General features: G+C 35.0%; 13 protein-coding genes. 11 read left to right on the forward strand and 2 right to left on the reverse strand.

Annotated elements, in window-relative coordinates; genetic code table 11:
* Positions 1–55: 55 nt before the first annotated feature.
* Positions 56–880 (reverse strand): universal stress protein, encoded by an 825-nt coding sequence (locus M0M44_RS08415; RefSeq protein ID WP_248729357.1) that lies wholly within the window; start codon positions 878–880, stop codon positions 56–58.
* A gap of 174 nt (positions 881–1,054) precedes the next feature.
* On the opposite strand from M0M44_RS08415, the gene rimP reads away from it, so the two are divergent.
* From rimP to M0M44_RS08435, 4 genes are all read left to right on the forward strand, one after another.
* Entirely contained in the window at positions 1,055–1,519 is a 465-nt protein-coding gene (gene rimP / locus M0M44_RS08420; RefSeq protein ID WP_172426838.1) for a ribosome assembly cofactor RimP, read from the forward strand.
* A 19-nt stretch (positions 1,520–1,538) separates the two neighbouring features.
* Complete coding sequence (gene nusA, locus M0M44_RS08425) at positions 1,539–2,792, forward strand: transcription termination factor NusA (RefSeq protein ID WP_095927936.1); 1,254 nt, start codon at positions 1,539–1,541, stop codon at positions 2,790–2,792.
* Between the two features lie 58 nt (positions 2,793–2,850).
* Positions 2,851–5,727: a translation initiation factor IF-2 gene (gene infB, locus M0M44_RS08430; RefSeq protein WP_248729358.1), complete on the forward strand. Its 2,877-nt coding sequence runs from the start codon at positions 2,851–2,853 to the stop codon at positions 5,725–5,727.
* A 148-nt stretch (positions 5,728–5,875) separates the two neighbouring features.
* Positions 5,876–6,385, forward strand: coding sequence for a DUF4920 domain-containing protein (locus M0M44_RS08435; protein ID WP_248729359.1), 510 nt, complete (start codon positions 5,876–5,878; stop codon positions 6,383–6,385).
* A 125-nt stretch (positions 6,386–6,510) separates the two neighbouring features.
* Here the strand turns inward: M0M44_RS08435 and M0M44_RS08440 are convergent, their stop codons facing one another.
* Positions 6,511–6,900 (reverse strand): SPOR domain-containing protein, encoded by a 390-nt coding sequence (locus tag M0M44_RS08440; protein WP_095927933.1) that lies wholly within the window; start codon positions 6,898–6,900, stop codon positions 6,511–6,513.
* Between the two features lie 220 nt (positions 6,901–7,120).
* Between M0M44_RS08440 and M0M44_RS08445 the strand changes: the two genes are divergently transcribed.
* From M0M44_RS08445 to M0M44_RS08475, 7 genes are read left to right on the forward strand one after another with little or no spacing between them, the layout of a single operon-like run.
* Entirely contained in the window at positions 7,121–8,455 is a 1,335-nt protein-coding gene (locus tag M0M44_RS08445; protein ID WP_248729360.1) for a c-type cytochrome, read from the forward strand.
* Positions 8,456–8,487: 32 nt separating this feature from the next.
* The gene (locus tag M0M44_RS08450; protein WP_248729361.1) at positions 8,488–11,538 is read left to right on the forward strand and encodes a TAT-variant-translocated molybdopterin oxidoreductase; all 3,051 of its coding nucleotides are present in this window, start codon (positions 8,488–8,490) and stop codon (positions 11,536–11,538) included.
* A gap of 34 nt (positions 11,539–11,572) precedes the next feature.
* The gene (gene nrfD / locus M0M44_RS08455) at positions 11,573–12,976 is read left to right on the forward strand and encodes an NrfD/PsrC family molybdoenzyme membrane anchor subunit (protein ID WP_008466839.1); all 1,404 of its coding nucleotides are present in this window, start codon (positions 11,573–11,575) and stop codon (positions 12,974–12,976) included.
* Positions 12,969–13,493 carry a DUF3341 domain-containing protein gene (locus M0M44_RS08460; protein ID WP_008466841.1) on the forward strand — a complete coding sequence of 175 codons (525 nt, stop codon included), beginning with the start codon at positions 12,969–12,971 and terminating at the stop codon, positions 13,491–13,493. The genes nrfD and M0M44_RS08460 overlap by 8 nt, the downstream gene beginning before the upstream one ends.
* Before the next feature lie 8 nt (positions 13,494–13,501).
* Positions 13,502–14,047 (forward strand): c-type cytochrome, encoded by a 546-nt coding sequence (locus M0M44_RS08465; protein ID WP_248729362.1) that lies wholly within the window; start codon positions 13,502–13,504, stop codon positions 14,045–14,047.
* A gap of 27 nt (positions 14,048–14,074) precedes the next feature.
* The gene (locus tag M0M44_RS08470) at positions 14,075–15,469 is read left to right on the forward strand and encodes a quinol:cytochrome C oxidoreductase (protein WP_248729363.1); all 1,395 of its coding nucleotides are present in this window, start codon (positions 14,075–14,077) and stop codon (positions 15,467–15,469) included.
* 19 nt (positions 15,470–15,488) lie between these two features.
* Entirely contained in the window at positions 15,489–16,679 is a 1,191-nt protein-coding gene (locus M0M44_RS08475) for a cytochrome c oxidase subunit II (RefSeq protein WP_248729364.1), read from the forward strand.
* The last annotated feature ends 25 nt before the right edge of the window (positions 16,680–16,704 follow it).

Raw genomic sequence — 16,704 nt, forward strand, 5'->3', positions numbered from 1 at the left:
AGCTGTTATAAGAAAAGCTTCTCATTCGAGAAGCTTTTTGAGTTTTGATTATTGTTTAAATCTTTAAAGTAATTACAGGTTTAACAGCGTGATTGACTAATCCTTCACTGATGCTTCCATTAAAGAAATGTGCAAAGCCGGTTCTGCCGTGCGTGCACATTCCGATAACATCGGCGTCTATTCTGTTAGAGAAGTTTATAATTCCTTTTTCAATATTTGTATCGTTGTAAATTTGAGTGGTGTAATTGGTGATGTTAAATTCGGCTACAAAGTCACTCATTGCTTTTTCGCTTACATGAGTTGGTTTAAAACTGTTAGGGGTGCAAATGGTAACTAAGTGTAGTTTTGAATCAAATAGCTTGGTGAAATTTAAAAGTTTTTCAAATGGTTTTTTTGCTTCTTCTGAAAAGTCAGAGGCAAACACAATGTCAGAAGCGTTAAAATTTGGAATGTTTTTCTTAATGACTAAAACAGGAATTTCTGAATTTCTCACTACTTTTTCGGTATTAGAGCCTATTAGTAATTCTTCGACTCCAGAAGAGCCGTGAGAACCCATGATTATTAGGTCAACATCATAATCTTTGCTTATCTGTGTTATTCCATGTATAGGTTTATCCATTTTTACAATTTCAGTTACCGGTATTCCTTCCAAATATTCTTTTGAGGCGACTTCATCTAATGTTTCGTTTGCTTTTTTCATAAAAAGCATAGTTTCAGGAATGCTGGTTCCGCCCACTATGGCGTCGTTAGATTGCTGTGGTAATTCGAGCATATGAAGAAGGATAATTTCAGAATTGTTCTTTTTTGCGATTTGAGAGGCAACTCTTAAAGCGTCTTCTGCGTGTTGGGAAAAGTCAGTAGGTACTAAGATTCGTTTCATGATTTTGAGGGTTAAAATGGGAATAATTCTATGTTTTTAATGCTATTATAAAGATACGGAATTATTTTAGAGCAATCAATTTATTTGATTTATAAAAAAAACACTATATTTGCACTGTTATTTATTAAAATCTAAATAATGAGGGGACTAAGTGTCCCCTCTTTTTATAAAATTATGACATTTAAAGAAAAAGTAAACGGATTAATTACAGAAGCTCTTCTGGAAAAACCATCAGTCTTTTTGGTTGATTTGGCAGTTTCGGATTCTTTTAAAATTAGTGTTGGTTTAGACGGTGATAATGGAGTGGCGTTGCAAGACTGTATCGACATAAGTCGTGCAATCGAGAATAATCTAGATCGTGAAGAACAAGATTTTTCGCTTGAAGTAGCATCGGTTGGTGTAGGAACGCCATTAAAAATGGTAAGACAATACAAGAAAAATGTTGGTAGAACGTTGATTGTTACCACAAATACGGAAAAAATAGAAGCAGAATTAGTAGAAGCTAATGATGTTTTTATAATTTTGTCTTGGAAAGCAAGAGAACCGAAAAAAGTAGGAAAAGGAAAAGAAACAGTTCAAAAAGAGCAACAAATACCTTATACAGAAATTAAAGAGGCAGTTGTTACGGTAACATTTTAATTTTAATTAAAAAATTCGCATGGAAAATTTAGCATTAATCGATTCATTCTCAGAGTTTAAAGATAATAAACTTATTGATCGTGTAACGCTTATGGCAATTTTAGAGGACGTATTTAGAAATGCATTAAAGAAAAAATACGGGTCAGATGAAAATTTCGATATCATTATAAATCCTGACAAAGGTGATATGGAAATCTGGAGAAGAAGAGTAATTGTTGCTGATGAGGATCTTGATTTTGAAAATGAGGAAATTACATTGACTGAAGCAAGAAAGATTGAAGCGGATTTTGAAATTGGTGAAGAGGTTTCTGAAGAAGTAAAATTGATTGATTTAGGAAGAAGAGCTATCTTAGCGCTTCGTCAGAATTTAATATCTAAAATTCATGAGCACGATAATACAAATCTTTATAAGCAATTTAAAGATATTATCGGTGATATTTATACAGCCGAAGTACATCACGTGCGTCCAAGAGTAGTGATCTTAGTTGATGACGAAGGAAATGAAATCGTACTTCCAAAAGAAAAACAAATTCCGTCAGATTTCTTCCGTAAAGGAGATAATGTTCGTGGAATTATTGAAAGCGTTGAATTAAAAGGAAACAAACCTCAAATTATTATGTCTAGAACTTCAGAGAAGTTCTTGGAAAAATTATTTGAACAAGAAATTCCAGAAGTTTTTGACGGATTAATTACGGTTAAAAATGTAGTTCGTATTCCAGGTGAAAAAGCAAAAGTAGCTGTTGATTCTTATGATGATAGAATTGATCCAGTTGGAGCTTGTGTGGGAATGAAAGGTTCTCGTATTCATGGAATTGTTCGCGAATTAGGAAATGAAAATATTGATGTAATCAATTATACAAACAATATTCAATTATTTATAACAAGAGCTTTAAGCCCAGCGAAAGTTTCTTCTATCAAAATTGATGAAGATAACAAAAGAGCTGAAGTGTTCTTGAAATTAGAAGAGGTTTCTAAAGCAATTGGTAGAGGTGGTCACAATATCAAATTAGCAGGTCAATTGACAGGTTATGAGCTAGATGTTATTCGTGAAGGAGATGTTGCCGGTACTGTTGCTGATGAAGACGATGTTGAATTGACAGAGTTCTCAGATGAGATCGAAGAGTGGGTAATTGAAGAGTTTGCAAAGATCGGTTTGGATACAGCAAAAAGTATCTTGAAACACGACGTAGAAGATTTAGTAAGAAGAACAGACTTAGAAGAGGAAACGATTCTAGATGTTATGAAGATACTAAAAGAAGAGTTTGATAATTAAGCAATAGCTTACATCTGCTCTAACAACACAACGAAAAAGGTAATAATAAAAAGGTTATATGTCTGAAGAGAGAGTAATAAGAATAAACAAGGTTTTAAGGGAATTAAATATTTCGTTAGAAAGAGCTGTAGATTATCTAAAAGATAAAGGAATTGCTATTGATGCAAATCCAAATGCAAAAATTTCTGATAGCGAATTTAATATCCTTCAAAGCCAATTTGCGGGCGATAAGGGGAACAAGGAGGCTTCTAAAGAGGTTGGAGAAGAAAAAAGAAAGGAAAAAGAAGCATTACGTGTAGAGCGTGAGAAAGAAATTGAAGACAAACGCAGACAAGAAGAAGAGCGTCAAAAACAGCAAGAAATAATTAAAGCGAGAGCGGTTGTTTCAGGACCTGTACAAGTGGGTAAAATTGACTTGAATCCAAAAAAACCTGCGATTACTCCTTCTGAGGAAACGGTTAAGGCTGAAGAGCCAAAAGCTGTTGTTGCACCTGTGCAACCAGAAAAACCTGTTCAAAATGAAACAGTAAAATCTGAACCAGTTGTTTCAACTCCTGTTTCTGAAACAAAAAAAGAAGAACCTATTATTACTGAGAAAAAAGAAGTTAAAGTAGAATCTAAAGTTGCTCAGGAGCCAATCGTGTCTACTGATCCAACGACTTCGGAGGAAACTATTACTACTCAATACCAAAAACTTACAGGAACAACTCTTACAGGTCAGACAATTGATTTATCTCAATTTAATAAGCCTAAGAAAAAGAAAGAAGATCCTAAAGCGGCTCAGAATAAGCCTGGAGCTCCTGGTGTTGGTAATAATAACAACGCAAATAATAAAAATAAGCGTAAAAGAATTGGTCCAAAACCGGGTACGCCTGGTGCGCCAAAACCTGCTACAGGTAATGCGGCTGGAACGCCAAATCCAAATAATAAACCAACTCAAAATAGTGGAGGAGGTTTTAATGCGAACAGAAGTCAAAGACCAGGTTTTGTAAAAGGAAACCGTCCTGCAATTGTCGCAAAAGTTGAGCCTACAGAAGAAGAAGTAAAAAACCAAATTAGAGAAACTCTTGAAAAACTTCAAGGTAAAGGAGGAAAATCTAAAGCGGCTAAATATAGAAGAGATAAAAGAGAAACGCACCGTCAGAAATCTGATGATGAGCAAAGAGCTCTTGACGAAGGAAGTAAAACGATTAAAGTTACAGAGTTCGTTACTGTTGGTGAAATTGCAATCATGATGGATGTGCCGATTACTAAAGTAATTGGAACTTGTATGTCTCTTGGTATCATGGTTACCATGAACCAACGTCTAGATGCTGAAACATTAACTATTGTAGCAGATGAATTTGGTTATGATGTTGAATTCATTACTGTAGATATTGAAGAAGCAATCGAGGTTGTAGAAGATAGAGAAGAAGATTTAGTGACAAGAGCGCCAATTGTGACAGTAATGGGTCACGTTGACCACGGTAAAACATCTTTACTGGATTATATTCGTAAAGAAAATGTAATTGCTGGTGAGTCAGGAGGTATTACTCAGCACATTGGAGCGTATGGAGTTACTTTAGATAATGGACAAAAAATTGCATTCTTAGATACTCCGGGTCACGAGGCGTTTACCGCGATGCGTGCGCGTGGAGCTCAGGTTACCGATATTGCTATTATCGTAGTAGCGGCGGATGATGATATCATGCCACAAACAAAAGAAGCAATTTCTCACGCACAAGCTGCGGGAGTGCCAATTATATTTGCAATCAATAAAATTGATAAACCAAACGCAAATGTGGATAAAATTAAAGAGCGTTTGGCTGGTATGAATTTACTTGTTGAAGATTGGGGTGGAAAAATTCAGTCACATGATATTTCTGCAAAAGTTGGAACGGGTGTTAAAGAATTATTAGAGAAAGTTTTATTAGAAGCTGAGATTTTAGATCTAAAAGCAAATCCAAATAAAGCGGCTCAAGGAACTGTTGTTGAAGCTTACTTAGATAAAGGAAAAGGATATGTTTCTACGATTTTGGTACAACAAGGTACTTTGAAAATTGGGGATTATATGCTTGCTGGTAAACACCATGGTAAAGTTAAAGCAATGCATGATGAAAGAGGGCATACTATTTTAAGTGCAGGTCCTTCGACTCCGGTATCTGTTTTAGGTTTAGATGGAGCTCCAACAGCGGGTGATAAGTTTAATGTATTTGAAGACGAAAAAGAAGCAAAACAAATTGCGTCTAAACGTTCTCAATTAATGCGTGAGCAATCTGTTCGTACTCAAAGACATATTACGCTTGATGAAATTGGACGCCGTATTGCTCTTGGTCAGTTTAAAGAATTAAACGTGATTCTTAAAGGAGACGTGGATGGTTCTGTTGAGGCATTATCAGATTCGTTCTCTAAACTTTCTACAGAAGAAGTTCAGATCAATATTATTCATAAAGGAGTTGGTGCTATTACAGAAACTGATGTTAACTTGGCTTCTGCATCAGATGCAATCATTATTGGATTTAACGTTCGTCCAGCAGGAAATGCAAGACAGCTTGCAGATAAAGAAGAAATCGATATCCGTTATTATTCTATTATCTACGCTGCCATCGACGACTTGAAAGATGCAATGGAAGGAATGCTGGCGCCAGAGATGAAAGAAGAGATTTTAGGAAATGCAGAAATTCGTGAGATTTTCAAAATTTCTAAAGTTGGTTCAATCGCTGGATGTATGGTAACAGATGGTAAAATTTTGAGAACTTCTAAAATTAGAGTTATTAGAGATGGAGTTGTGGTTCATACAGGTGAGTTAGTTGCTTTAAAACGTTTCAAAGATGATGTGAAAGAAGTGACTAAAGGTTATGATTGTGGTATCCAGATAAAAGGATTTAATGATATCGAAATTAATGATGTTATTGAGGCATACCATGAAGTAGCAATCAAAAAGAAATTGAAATAATATTCAATTATATAATTAAAAGTCCCAATGTGAATTGGGACTTTTTTATTTGTGAAATTTTGAGCCGAAAATTGATTCTTAATAATTTGAGATAAATGTGTATTTTAGTTTATTCAAGTTTGGTGCATTGAACTAAAAATAATGAAATATGAAAAAAGGATTTTACTCGATGATTTTATTTATGTGCTTTTCTGCTGTGTCTTTTGCTCAAGAAGCTGTAGAAAAACCAGCTCCGCCAGCAGGTAATGCTTTGGTTGGAGATTATTATGGCGAAGATGTTTCAGATGCTTTGATCAGCAAGGTAATTTCGGTAACGGAGTTGCAGAAAGATCTAAAAACTACAAATAAAATAGAAAGTGTTGCTGTTAGAGGGGAAGTGACGGATGTTTGTCCGAAGAGAGGTTGTTGGATAAGCGTTAAAACGGAAGATGGGTCTTCTTTCTTTGTTAAAATGAAAGATTATGCTTTTTTTGTGCCAACGGCAGTAAAAGGTAAGAATGTTGTTTTAGAAGGAAGTGTAGAAAGAAAAATAACGTCAGTTGAGGAGTTGAAACATTATGCAAAAGATGCTAAAAAAACAAAGGGAGAAATAGATGCTATCAAAGCGCCTAAGGAGGAAATTCGTTTCTTGGCTAGTGGGATAAAAGTGGTAAATTGAAAATTAAAATGAGCCGATTTTTAATTGTGAGATGGTTTTGCTTTTGAGAGGATAGTGTTTAAGATATGTTAATGGAAATAAAAAGGCGAGATAAAAATCTCGCCTTTTTTTGTTTTTTGAATAGATTATTTTCCAGGTTTAAGTAAGAAAACGCTTTTGTATCTTTTTTTGATTTCCGCTAGGTTTCTTTCTGCCTCTATTCTAGTTTTAAAATTTCCAACAATTACTTTGTAATTAGGAGTGCTGAAAATAATGGTCCCGTCGATATTCGAATTTTCTCTTTTAAAATCCGATAACGTTTTTTTTGCCTCGTCGCTTTTGCCACTAAAGATTTGAATTCTATAAGTATCGTTTGTATTTATTGACGTGTTAATTTTACGCTTTTCGTTAAGGAGCTGCTCAAATTTAGGGTCTTGGTTCAGTGTTAAATTTTGATCTTGAGCATTAATATTGTGTGCGAAAGCAATCGTTGTAATTGTTAAGAAAAGATTTTTTGAAGGACTTAAAATTCTCATAATGTGATGGTTTTTATGCAAAAATACTATTTAAAGTTTGAGTGTGAAATTTTAATATTATTTAGAATTGATATAAATTGATAATTAAGACTATTTTAAGGTTTTGAGAATAGTTCATAAGTCGTATTTTTGTGCAAGTTTTAAAAGAGGGTATAGGTTTTTACTGGATTTAGTACAGAAAAAATCATACCAAAAATTAGTAGACAATTATTTATACTATATGAAAAAGGTGGGTAACCATAATTCGATCTCAAGAAAATTGCTGTTTGGCTTATCGCTAACGTTAATTTTCTCCCTAACGTCATTTGCTCAAGATGCTGCTGCTCCGGCGGCGCCTGAGGCTGCTGCCGCTGCTCCAGCTGCAGGAGGCGGTGATCCAGTAAAAGGGAAGGAACTTTTTAATGCAAATTGCGCTGCATGTCACAAATTAGATGCTAAATCAACTGGTCCCGCTTTGAGGGGAGTTGCTGCTAAGCATGATATGGCTTGGATTTACAAGTGGGTGCATAACAGTTCTGACATGATTAAGTCAGGTGATCCTGTTGCTGTTAAACTTTTTGAGGAAAATAACAAAGCTGTTATGACTTCGTTTCCTCAATTGTCTGAAGGAGATATTGATAATATTATAGCTTATACGTCTGAAGTAAAAGCTGAACCTGCTGCGGCTGCAGGAGGTGCTGCAACTCCTCCAGGAACAAATGTTCAAGATGGTGCTATTTCAAATAACATTATTTTAGGGGCTCTTGCTCTAGTAATGGCTATTTTGGTTGTAATGTTGTTTATGGTAAACAAGGTTTTAACTAAAGTTGCGAATAAAAATGGTATTGAGGTTGCTCCAAAAGAAGCTAGAACTCCAATCTGGAAAGCTTTCGTTAAAAACCAATTTTTGGTTTTAGTAACTTCAATCTTCTTGCTTTTAGCTAGTGGTTATTTTGTTTATGGATACTTAATGCAAGTAGGTGTAGATCAGAATTATGAGCCAATTCAGCCAATTCACTACTCTCACAAGATTCACGCTGGTGATAACGAAATCAATTGTAAATATTGCCACTCTGCTGCTCGTGTAAGTAAAACAGCTGGTATACCTTCATTAAATGTTTGTATGAACTGTCATAAAAATATTTCTGAGGTTGCTGAAACAACTGCGACTCCTGAGTACAGTAAAGCGTTCTACGATGCTCAAATTCAAAAATTATATGATGCTGTTGGATGGGATAAGACTAAACAAGCTTATACTGGAAAAACACAGCCTGTAAAATGGGTTCGTATTCATAACTTGCCTGACTTTGTTTACTTCAACCACTCTCAACACGTTTCTGTTGCAGGTATTGAATGTCAAACTTGTCACGGACCAGTGCAAGAATTTGAAATCATGAAGCAATATTCTAAATTAACAATGGGATGGTGTGTTGATTGCCATAGAAAAACCGATGTTAAGATGGAAGGTAACGCTTACTATGACAAAATTCATGCTGAACTTTCTAAAAAATACGGTGTAGAGAAATTAACTGCAGCGCAAATGGGAGGTTTAGAGTGTGGTAAATGCCACTATTAATCGATTTATTAAGATTTTAATATATATATACAATGTCATCAAACAAAAAATACTGGAAAAGTGTTGAAGAGCTAGAAAATAGCTCTATTGTTGAGGCGCTTAGAAATAACGAATTTGTTGAAGAGATTCCTACTGATGAGTTTTTGGGTAACGCTGAGGCTTTATCTACATCTGGGACTTCACGTCGTGACTTTTTAAAGTACGTAGGGTTTAGTACAGCGGCTGTAACATTAGCTGCTTGCGAAGGTCCTGTTCACAAGTCTATCCCTTATGTATTACAACCAGAACAAATCATTCCTGGTGTTGCAGATTATTATGCAACTACAGTTTTTGACGGATTTGATTTTGCTAATCTTTTGGTGAAAACTCGTGAGGGTCGTCCAATTAAAATTGAAAACAATACAATTGCAGGAGCTAAATTTTCTGCAAATGCTAGAGTTCATGCATCTATTTTAGGATTGTATGATAGCGCTCGTTTGAAAGAGCCAAAAGTAGATGGTAAAAATTCTTCTTGGTCAGCTGTTGATTTAAAAATTAAATCAAGTTTGGCAGATGCAAAAGCAAAAGGTGGGCAAGTAGTATTATTAACGAATACTTTAGCTAGTCCATCTACAGAAAAATTAATTGCTGAGTTTATTGCAAAAAATCCAAACGCTAAGCACGTTGTGTATGATGCAGTTTCTTCATCTGAGGCTTTAGATGCTTTTGAATCTGTTTATGGTCAAAGAGCTTTAGTTGATTATGATTTTTCAAAAGCTTCTTTAATCGTTTCTGTTGGTGCTGATTTCTTAGGAGACTGGCAAGGTGGAGGATATGATACAGGATATGCACAAGGACGTATTCCTCAAAACGGAAAAATGTCTCGTCATTTTCAGTTTGAATCAAACATGACATTATCTGGAGCTGCTGCTGATAAGCGTGTTCCAATGACTGTAGCTGCTCAAAAGCAAGCTTTAGTTCAAATTTATAATATTGTTGTAGGTGCTTCTATTCCTGTGGCTTTAGAAGGAAACTTTAAAAACGAAGTAGTAAAAGCTGCACAACAGCTTAAAGCTGCTGGTTCAAAAGGAGTTTTAGTATCTGGAATTGAAGATAAAAATGCTCAATTATTAGTTTTAGCTATCAATCAAGTATTGGCTAGTGAAGCTTTTAGTACTACTGGAGCTAGACAAATTAGAAAAGGTTCTAATGTTGCAGTTGCACAGTTGATTAAAGATTTGAATGCTGGAAGTGTTCATACTTTAATTATGAGTGGAGTTAATCCTGTTTACACTTTAGCTGATTCAGCTTCTTTTGTATCTGGATTGAAAAAAGTTAAAACGTCTGTTGCTTTTTCATTAAAAGAAGACGAAACTGCATCGATTGTTTCAATTGCTGCGCCAGCTCCTCACTACTTAGAATCTTGGGGTGATCTTGAACTTACAAGCGGAACATATAGCTTAACTCAGCCAACAATTCGCCCAATCTTTAATACAAAACAATTTCAAGATGTTTTATTGTCAGTAAATGGTACAGCTGGTACTTTTTATGACTACTTAAAAACAAATTCTGGAGCTTACACTGCAGGAGCTTCTTGGAATAAAGTATTGCATGATGGTGTAGCTGTTCTTGGGGCTTCAGCTTTGTCTGGAGGTGCTATTGATGCTGCGACTGCTGCAAATGCTGTTGCAAGATCTAAATCTGCTGGTGATTTTGAATTAGTATTATATACTAAAACAGGATTAGGAGATGGACAACATGCTAATAACCCATGGTTACAAGAGTTTCCAGATCCAATTACAAGAGTTTCTTGGGATAACTATGTTACAGTTTCTAATGCAGATGCTAAAAAACTTGGTTTATCAAATGAAATTGTTGCCAACGGAGGTTTAAATGGTAGTTATGCTACTATTACTGTTGATGGGGTTAAATTGGAAAATGTTCCAGTTATCGTTCAGCCAGGTCAAGCAGTTGGTACTTTAGGTCTAGCTCTTGGATACGGACGTAAAGCAGCTCTAAAAGAAGAAATGCAGGTAGGTTTAAATGCTTACACTTTATATAAAGGTTTCAATAATGTTCAATCAGTATCTATTGTTAAAGCTGGTGGTGTACATGAGTTCGCTTGTGTTCAAGGTCAGAAAACTTTAATGGGTAGAGGAGATATTATTAAAGAAACTACTTTAGAAATATTTAATACTAAAGATGCTGAACATTGGAATGAAAAACCAATGGTATCTTTAGATCACCAAGAAGTTGAGGCTACTACTGTAGATCTTTGGGAATCATTTGATCGTACAACTGGGCATCACTTCAACCTTTCAATTGACTTAAATGCTTGTACTGGATGTGGAGCTTGTGTTATCGCTTGTCACGCAGAAAACAACGTTCCAGTTGTAGGTAAAGCAGAGGTAAGAAGAAGTCGTGATATGCACTGGTTGCGTATCGACAGATATTATTCTTCTGAAAGCACTTTTGAAGGTGATAACGAAAGAAAAGAAGGAATTGCTGGTTTATCTAGTTCATTATCTACATTTAATGAAATGGAGAAAGCAGGAGATAATCCTCAAGTTGCATTCCAACCTGTAATGTGTCAACACTGTAACCACGCACCTTGTGAGACAGTTTGTCCAGTTGCTGCAACTTCTCACGGTCGTGAAGGTCAAAACCATATGGCTTACAACAGATGTGTTGGTACTCGTTACTGTGCTAACAACTGTCCATATAAAGTACGTCGTTTTAACTGGTTCTTATACAACAAAAACAGCGAGTTCGATTATCATATGAACGATGATTTAGGCCGTATGGTATTAAATCCTGACGTTAACGTACGTTCTCGTGGTGTTATGGAAAAATGTTCTATGTGTATCCAAATGACACAAGCTACTAAATTAAAAGCTAAAAACGAAGGCCGTCCAGTTAGAGATGGTGAATTCCAAACAGCTTGTTCTAGTGCTTGTTCTTCAGGAGCGATGATATTTGGTGATGTAAATGATAAAGAAAGTAAAGTTGCTAAATTAGCTGCTGATGAAAGATCATACCACTTATTAGAGCATGTAGGTACAAAACCTAATGTGGTTTACCATGTTAAAGTTAGAAATACTTAGTAAAATTATTAATTAAGAAACAATATAAAGGATTATGTCGTCTCACTACGAAGCACCCATTAGAAAACCTTTAGTTATTGGTGATAAATCTTATCACGATGTAACTGTAGATGTAGCTGCACCTGTTGAGGGGCCTGCAAACAAGCAATGGTGGATTGTATTTTCAATCGCATTAATAGCCTTCCTTTGGGGGTTAGGTTGTATAATTTACACCGTATCTACCGGTATCGGAACATGGGGATTAAATAAAACAGTTGGCTGGGCTTGGGATATTACTAACTTCGTTTGGTGGGTTGGTATTGGTCACGCTGGAACATTAATTTCTGCGGTATTATTACTTTTCCGTCAACGTTGGAGAATGGCCATCAACCGTTCTGCTGAAGCTATGACTATTTTCTCTGTAGTTCAAGCAGGTCTATTTCCAATTATTCACATGGGACGTCCATGGTTAGCCTATTGGGTATTACCTATTCCAAACCAATTTGGATCTTTATGGGTAAACTTTAACTCACCTTTACTTTGGGACGTATTCGCGATTTCAACGTATCTTTCAGTATCATTAGTTTTCTGGTGGACTGGTTTATTGCCTGACTTTGCAATGCTTCGTGATAGAGCTATTACTCCTTTTAACAAAAGAGTTTATTCTATCTTAAGTTTTGGATGGAGTGGTAGAGCTAAAGACTGGCAGCGTTTTGAAGAAGTATCTTTAGTATTAGCTGGTTTAGCTACTCCACTTGTACTTTCTGTACACACTATTGTATCTATGGACTTTGCTACTTCTGTAATCCCTGGATGGCATACAACAATTTTCCCTCCATACTTTGTTGCTGGAGCGGTTTTCTCTGGATTCGCGATGGTAAATACATTGTTGATTGTTATGAGAAAAGTATCTAACCTTGAGGCATACATCACATTACAGCATATCGAGTTAATGAACATCATTATCATGATTACTGGATCTATCGTAGGTGTGGCTTATATCACTGAGTTATTCGTAGCTTGGTATTCAGGTGTAGAATATGAGCAATATGCATTTTTAAACAGAGCTACTGGACCTTACTGGTGGGCATATTGGTCGATGATGACATGTAACGTGTTCTCGCCTCAGTTCATGTGGTTCAAAAAATTAAGAACAAGTATCATGTTCTCATTCATTATTTCGATTGTAGTAAACATCGGTATGTGGTTTGAAAGATTCGTAATTATTGTTACTTCTTTACATAGAGATTACCTTCCATCTTCTTGGACAATGTTCTCACCAACATTTGTTGATATTGGAATTTTCATTGGAACAATTGGTTTCTTCTTTGTATTGTTTTTATTATACTCTAGAACATTCCCTGTAATTGCTCAGGCAGAGGTTAAAACAATTTTGAAAGGAACAGGAGATAATTATATTAGAGAAAGAGCAAACAGTAAAGATTCACATCATGAGTAATAAAGTTATATACGCCATTTATAATGACGATGACGTTTTGATGAATGCAGTAAAGAAAACTAGAGCTGCTCATCATCATATTGAAGAGGTTTTTACTCCATTCCCGGTTCACGGATTGGACAAAGCCATGGGATTAGCACCAACAAGATTAGCAATATGTGCTTTTTTATATGGATGTGTTGGTATTTCTGTTGCAACAACTATGATGGGTTACATCATGATTCATGACTGGCCACAAGATATTGGAGGTAAACCAAGTTTTAGTTTTATCCAAAATATGCCATCTTTTGTGCCAATTATGTTTGAGATGACTGTATTTTTTGCAGCTCACTTAATGGTAATTACTTTTTACATGAGAAGTAGATTATGGCCATTTAAAGAAGCTGAAAACCCAGATGTAAGAACAACTGATGACCACTTTTTAATGGAGGTTGCTGTAAATGATAACGAAGCTGAATTAGTTTCTTTCTTTGAAGGAACTGGAGCTGTTGAAGTTAAAGTAATAGAAAAGAATTAATTGTAGCTATGAAAAGGATATATAAAATAACACTTTTAGTTGGTATAACTATTTTAGTTTCATCTTGCCACAATAATTCGGCACCGAACTATCAGTATTTCCCTAATATGTATGAATCTGTTGCTTACGAGCCATATTCAGAAGCAAAAATATTTAAGGGAGGAAAAGAAGGACAGCTTCCTGTTGAAGGAACTATCAATAGAGGTTTTGAACCTTATGAATATGAAAACTCAACTGCTGGTTATGAATTAGCGAAAGCTAATTTAAAATCACCTTTAACAGAAGAAGAGAAAAACTCTGGAAAAGGTAAAGAGCTTTTTGATATTTATTGTATCAGCTGCCATGGCGCAACTGGTAACGGTAAAGGTAAATTGGTTGAAAGAGAGAAATTTCTTGGAGTACCTAGCTATAAAGACAGAGAGATCACTGAAGGAAGTATCTTTCATGTTGAGACTTATGGTTTAAATGCAATGGGTTCACATGCAAATCAATTAAGTGCTCACGAACGTTGGTTAGTTGCTGACTATGTTCTGAAACTAAAAAGCCAATTATAATTGTTGAACAAACTGATCGTAATAGATATGTATACATTTTCAAGTAAATTAAAAACTTTTTCTATCATCTTAATGGCCGTTGGTCTATTAGGAATTGGGTATGGTTTTTTAAGTGCACCAAAAGATATTCAAGAAGTTGAAAAAATACTTGCTGCAGATGAACATGGTTCTCATGGCGCTGCGCATGAAGAAAAAGCGGAGGCATCTCACAAAGAAGCAGGTCATCATGAGGCTGCTGAAGTTGCACATGACTCTCACAAAGGAGCTGAGCATGCAGAAGTTTCTGGTGCAAATGAGCACGAAAAACATTTAGAGCACGTATTGCACCAATTGCAAAATAAGCCTTGGTCTGCTGTGTATGTTGCTTGTATTTTCTTTTTACTTCTTTCAATGGGGGTTTTAGCTTTCTATGCAATTCAACAAGTTGCTCAAGCAGGTTGGTCTCCAGTTTTGTTTAGAGTTATGCAAGGTATAACAGCTTATTTGCCAGCTGGTTCTATAATCTTCTTTATACTATTAGTATTATGTGGATTACATTTTAATCATATCTTCGTATGGTTAGGAGAAGGGGTAACGGATCCGAAAAGCCCAAATTATGATGCTATCATTGCAGGAAAATCTGGATATTTAAATTTTCCTTTCTGGATTGCAAGAGCTTTCATCTTTTTATTAGGATGGAATATCTACCGTCATTTTTCTAGAAAAAACTGTTTGGCACAAGATGAAGCAAATGATGATCTTTACTATAAAAAGAATTTCAAAGCATCTGCTGGATTCTTAGTATTCTTTATTGTTTCTGAGTCTATTATGTCGTGGGATTGGATTATGTCTTTTGATCCACACTGGTTTAGTACTTTATTTGGATGGTATGTATTTGCCTCTTTCTTTGTAAGTGGTATTACATCTATTGCATTAGTAACTATTTATTTAAAATCAAAAGGATATTTAGAGTATGTAAATACAAGTCATATCCATGATTTAGCTAAGTTCATGTTTGGTATTAGTGTATTCTGGACTTATTTATGGTTCTCTCAATTTATGTTGATTTGGTACGCTAACATTCCAGAAGAGGTAACTTATTTTGTAACAAGAATTCAGTTATATAACCTTCCTTTCTTTGGAGCGGTTGTTATGAACTTTGTTTTCCCATTATTAATATTAATCAATACTGACTTCAAACGTCTTAACTGGGTTGTTGTTATGGCTGGTATTGTGATATTATTAGGTCATTATGTTGATTTCTTTAATATGATTATGCCTGGTACTGTAGGAGACAAATGGTTTATTGGAGTTCCTGAAATTGCATCGATTCTTTTCTTCTTAGGATTATTTATATTTGTTGTATTTACTGCATTAACTAAATCTCCTTTGCTTGCAAAAAGAAATCCTTTCATCGAAGAAAGTAAACATTTTCATTATTAATATTTAAAGAAGTAAACAGATGACAAGTTTGTTGGTAATTATAGTTTTAGTTTTATTAGCAGTTGCATTATGGCAATTGACGAAGATATTTGATCTTACTCAGGTAGGAGCTTCTTCGGACGATTCTCAAGTTGCATCAGATAATGACAATAACGTTCAGGGATATATCATGTTTGGCTTTTTAGCTTTCATTTATATATTTACTATTTATGGTTTACTAAAATGGGGTAATTTGGCGCTTCATACTCCTGCTTCTGAGCATGGTGGTTTAGTAGATAATTTAATGAACATTACTTGGGTTTTGATCTTTACGGTTCAAGTAATAACACAAGGTTTATTATATTGGTTTTCTTTTAAATATAAAGGTAACAAAGATAAAAAAGCGTTATTTTTTGCTGATAGTAATAAATTAGAGGCAATTTGGAGTATCATTCCTTCTGTTGTTTTAGCTTGTTTAATTCTTTACGGATTATATGCTTGGAATAACATTATGTTTGTTGATAAAGATGAAGATGTAATCGAAATCGAATTATATGCTCAGCAATTTAAATGGACTGCAAGATATGCTGGACAAGATAATGTTTTAGGAAAAGCTAACGTGCGTTTAATCGAAGGAATAAATACATTAGGAGTTGATATGTCAGATCCAAATGCTCAAGATGATATCGTAGTTTCAGAATTGCACATTCCTAAAGGTAAAAAAGTTCACTTTAAAATGCGTTCTCAGGATGTATTGCACTCTGCTTACTTTCCTCACTTTAGAGCACAAATGAACTGTGTTCCAGGTATGGTTACTGAATTTGCTTTCGTTCCAACATATACTACTTCAGAATATAGAGAGTTGCCATTTATGGTTGAAAAAGTTGCAAACATTAACAAACTTAGAGCTGAAAAAAGTAAAGAGTTAGTTGCAAAAGGTGGTACAGCTTTAGATCCTTATACTTTTGATTACCTATTATTATGTAATAAAATCTGTGGAGCGTCTCACTATAATATGCAAATGAAAGTTGTTGTAGATTCTCCAGAAGACTATAAAAAATGGTTAAGTGAGAAAACTACTTTGGCTCAGGATATCGCTGCTGCAAAAGCGGCTGAAAAACCAGCTGAAGGAACTGCTCCAACTGCAGATTCTACTGCAAAAGTAATTGACACTGTTAAAGCTGTTGTCGATACTGTTAAAGCAGCTGTAGCTAAAGTTGCATTGAAATAATATTATTTAGAAAATTTAAAGTACA

It is taken from the genome of Flavobacterium humidisoli, from assembly GCF_023272795.1.
Classification (GTDB): domain Bacteria; phylum Bacteroidota; class Bacteroidia; order Flavobacteriales; family Flavobacteriaceae; genus Flavobacterium; species Flavobacterium humidisoli.